Genomic DNA, 3,974 nt, shown 5'->3' on the forward strand with positions numbered 1-3,974 from the left:
TCCTGGTCGGCGAACGACATCTCGATGTCGAGCTGGGTGAACTCGGGCTGCCGGTCCGCGCGGAAGTCCTCGTCCCGGAAACAGCGCGCGATCTGGTAGTACCGCTCCATCCCGGCCACCATCAGCAACTGCTTGAACAGCTGAGGGGACTGCGGCAGTGCGTACCACGTCCCGGGCTGCAAACGCACCGGCACGAGAAAGTCGCGCGCGCCCTCAGGCGTCGAGCGGGTGAGGTACGGCGTCTCGATGTCGAGGAAGCCGAGCTCGTCCATCACGTCGCGGATGACCTTGGTGGCCTTCGCCCGCGTGCGCAGGTTGTAGGCCATGTCGTCGCGGCGCAGGTCGAGGTAGCGGTACTTGAGCCGCACTTCCTCGTTGATGTTCGCGCTCTTGCGCTCGTCGGTCGGGAACGGCAGCGGCGCGGCCGTGGAGAGCACCTCGACCGTGTCGACGACGACTTCGATCTCACCAGTCGGCAGGTCCGGGTTAGCGTTGCCCTCTGGCCGCTCCCGTACGAGACCGGTAGCCGTGACGCAGTACTCGTTGCGCAGTTCGTGCACGGCCTCAGATTCTCTGACCACTACCTGCACGACGCCCGACCCATCGCGCAGGTCGATGAAGGTGACGCCGCCGTGATCACGCCGCCGGGCCACCCACCCGGCCAGGGTGACGGTGCTTCCGGCGTCGGAGGCCCGCAGGCTCCCCGCCTCTCGCGTGCGGATCACGACAACTTCTCCTTAATCGTCGAAACGAGCTGGTCGATCGGAACGGGGACCTGTTCCCCGCTCTCCAAATCCTTGAGCTGTACCACGTCGGCCGACAGATCCCGCTCGCCAGCCACAAGCGCGTACCGCGCGCCGGAACGGTCCGCGGCCTTCATCGCGCCCTTTAGCCCCTTGCCGCCGAACGCGAAGTCGGCGTTAACGCCCTCTGCGCGCAGCTTGAGCACGAGACCGAACAGCATGTGCCTGGCCGCCTCGCCGAGCGGCACCGCGAACACGTCCACGACCCGCCCCGAGCCGGGCGGCTCCACACCCTCGGCCTCCAGCGCCAGGACCGTGCGGTCCACGCCCAGCGCCCAGCCGACCGAGGGCAGCGGCGGCCCGCCGAGCTCTTCCGACAGGCCGTCATACCGGCCGCCGCCGCCAATCGCGGACTGCGCGCCGAGGCCGTCGTGCACGAACTCGAAGGTGGTGCGGGTGTAGTAGTCCAGGCCACGCACCAGCTTCGGGTCGTCCTCGAAGGCGACGCCGCCGATCGACAGCAGCGTCTGGACCTCTTCGTGGTACTTCTTGCACGCGTCGCACAGGTAATCGGCGATCACCGGCGCGTCCGCGACTTGCGCGCGCACCTCAGGCCGCTTGTCGTCGAGCACCCGCAGCGGGTTGATCTCGATCCGGGCGCGCGTCACCTCGTCGAGGTCCAGGCCGCGCAGGAACTCCTGTAACGCCGCGCGGTACACCGGCCGGCATTCCTTATCGCCGAGCGTGTTGAGCAGCAGCCGGACCTGACGCAGCCCCAGGTTGCTGAAGGCCTCAGCAGCTAACGTAATGATTTCAACGTCGACCAGCGGATCCTCGGAGCCGAGCACCTCCGCGCCGACCTGCGAGAAGTGCCGGTAGCGGCCCTTCTGCGGCCGCTCATACCGGAAATACGAACCGGAGTAGTACAGCTTCACCGGCAGCGCGCCCTTGTCGAGGTTGTGCTGCAACACGGCGCGCACCACCGAGGCGGTGCCCTCGGGTCGCAGCGTCAGCGAAACCCCGCCGCGCGTGGTGAAGGTGTACATCTCCTTCGTCACGATGTCGCTGGACTCGCCGACGCCACGCTTGAACAGCGCCGTGTCCTCGAACGCCGGCGTCTCGATATAGCCGTATCCAGCGCGCCGCGCGACGGCGGCCATCGCCTCGCGCACGGCGAGGAACGTCGCCGACTGCGGCGGGATCAGGTCGAAGGTCCCCTTGGGGGCCTGAAAGGTGCTCACTGCTGCTTACCCGTCTATCCGCTACAGGCCGGTTCGCGCGGTACCCGGGTCCCTGAGCCGGGTCAGGAACGGGTTCGACGCGCGCTCGCGGCCGATGGTCGTCTGTGGTCCGTGGCCGGGCAACACGATCGTGTCGTCCGGCAGCGGGAGCGCCACCCGCGCGAGCGATTCGAAGATCGCCTGCGGATCGCCCCCGGGCAGGTCGGTGCGTCCGATGGAGCCGGCGAACAACAGGTCTCCGCTGAACAGCACGTCGACGTCCCGATCGGAGCCGTCGGTATCGCGCTCCGAATCGGCACTGTCTGAATCGGCACTGTCTCGCGGGACCGTGAACGTCACCGACCCCTTGGTATGGCCCGGGGCATGATTGACGACGAATTCGATGCCGAGCAGGTCCGCGAAACCGAGCCGCTCACCGTCTTTCAGCTCCCGCACGTCCGAGGGCTCGGTGAAAGTTGCGCCGGCGAAAAACGCGGAAGCTGTCGGCATACCGACCGCCGCGCCGGGGTCGGTGAGCATGAACCGGTCGTCGGGGTGGATGAACGCCGGGATGTCGTGCGCGCCGCAGACCGGGACGACCGACCAGACGTGGTCGTAGTGCCCGTGCGTGAGTATCACCGCCGCCGGCTTCAGGTTGTGTTCCCGCAGCGTGTCGTCCAACTGCTTGACCGCGTCCTGGCCGGGGTCGATGACGACGCAGCGCTCGTTCGGTCCGGGCGCCACGACAAAGCAGTTCGTGCCGATCGGACCGGCGGGGAACCCTGCGATGAGCACGTGCGTCCTGTTCTCGACGGATTCGGCGGATTTTCGGCGGGCTCGCTGGCGGCCCTGGTGGTCAGCCAAGACTACCGGCGGCGCGCTTACGATCGCGAACCGGTAAACCGGACCCGTTGCTTCTTCAGGACGTGCCCGTACACTTCACGCGGGCAGCGATCGACGCGGGTCATCGCGCGGTAGTCCAGCGCGTATCGGAGACAGGGAGAAGACGAGAGTGGCGAGCACCAAGGACCGGCAGCGCGCTTTGGAGCGCGCGCGCTACGAGCGGGTGCAGGCGAAGATCGCCAAGCAGAACGCGGCGGCGAGGCGCAACAGGCGCATCGCGATCGTCACGGCCATCGCGATCGTGGTGGTCGGCGGCGGCGCTACGGCCGCGATCCTGGCGACCTCTTCGAACTCCCCGACCAAGCCGGTTGCACAGAGTTCGGCCTCAGCCTCGGCTGCGGCCAGTGCCACGCCGTCGAGCACGGCAGAGAAGACCGGCTACACCAAGAGCGGCACCGCGTCGAAGGACGTCGGCGTGCCGATCTTCAATGCGGTCCAGGCCGCCAAGCCGTACACCGCGACGATCCACACCAACCGCGGCGACATCGTCTTCACCGCGCTGACCACCAAGGCGCCGTACACGACGTTCTCCTTCCAGTACCTCGCCGGGAAGAACTACTTCAACAACACCGACTGCCACCGGCTGGTGACCTCCGGCATCTTCGTGCTGCAGTGCGGCGACCCGACCGGCACCGGCTCCGGGGGCCCCGGCTACCAGTTCCAGGACGAGAACCTGAACTACTTCGGGGCGGCAGGCGCCAACGGCCAGGTCACCTACAAGGCCGGGACAGTGGCGATGGCCAACTCCGGGCCGGGTACCAACGGCAGCCAGTTCTTCCTGGTCTACAAGGACTCCCCGCTCGCGCCGGCCTACACGCCGTTCGGCACGATCACCAAGGGCCTCGACATCGTGCAGGCCATCGCGGCACAGGGCAACGGTCCGACCGACCAGAACACACAGAACACCCCGCCCAAGGAGAAGGTGACGATCCAGTCGGTCTCGATTTCATAGCCGACGGCGCGGACACCGCCCGCCTGACGGTCCCTGGACGTTTTCCGACTGTCCGGGGACCGTCGTTGCTTGTAGAGTGCCCTGCGCCTGTTGTAAAAACGGCGCCGCGATGAAGATGGAACAACATCGGTCTACCGCAGTACCGTGACGCAAGGG

4 protein-coding genes are annotated in these 3,974 nt (G+C 67.3%); 1 reads left to right on the top strand and 3 read right to left on the bottom strand.

Going from position 1 to position 3,974, the window contains the following annotated elements; genetic code table 11:
• From VN779_RS03160 to VN779_RS03170, 3 genes are all read right to left on the bottom strand, one after another.
• Positions 1-725: amino acid--tRNA ligase-related protein (locus VN779_RS03160; RefSeq protein ID WP_325719935.1), on the bottom strand; the 725-nt coding region annotated here is incomplete at its 3' end.
• A complete protein-coding gene (hisS, locus tag VN779_RS03165; RefSeq protein WP_325719937.1) occupies positions 722-1,984 on the bottom strand; it encodes a histidine--tRNA ligase in 1,263 nt (420 codons plus the stop codon). The genes VN779_RS03160 and hisS, both read right to left, overlap by 4 nt.
• 21 nt (positions 1,985-2,005) lie before the next feature.
• The gene (locus tag VN779_RS03170) at positions 2,006-2,758 is read right to left on the bottom strand and encodes an MBL fold metallo-hydrolase (protein WP_325719939.1); all 753 of its coding nucleotides are present in this window, start codon (positions 2,756-2,758) and stop codon (positions 2,006-2,008) included.
• A 217-nt stretch (positions 2,759-2,975) separates the two neighbouring features.
• On the opposite strand from VN779_RS03170, the gene VN779_RS03175 reads away from it, so the two are divergent.
• Positions 2,976-3,818 (top strand): peptidylprolyl isomerase, encoded by an 843-nt coding sequence (locus tag VN779_RS03175; protein WP_325719941.1) that lies wholly within the window; start codon positions 2,976-2,978, stop codon positions 3,816-3,818.
• Positions 3,819-3,974: the final 156 nt, after the last annotated feature.

This window comes from Actinocrinis sp. (assembly GCF_035605935.1).
Taxonomy (GTDB): Bacteria; Actinomycetota; Actinomycetes; order Streptomycetales; family Catenulisporaceae; genus Actinocrinis.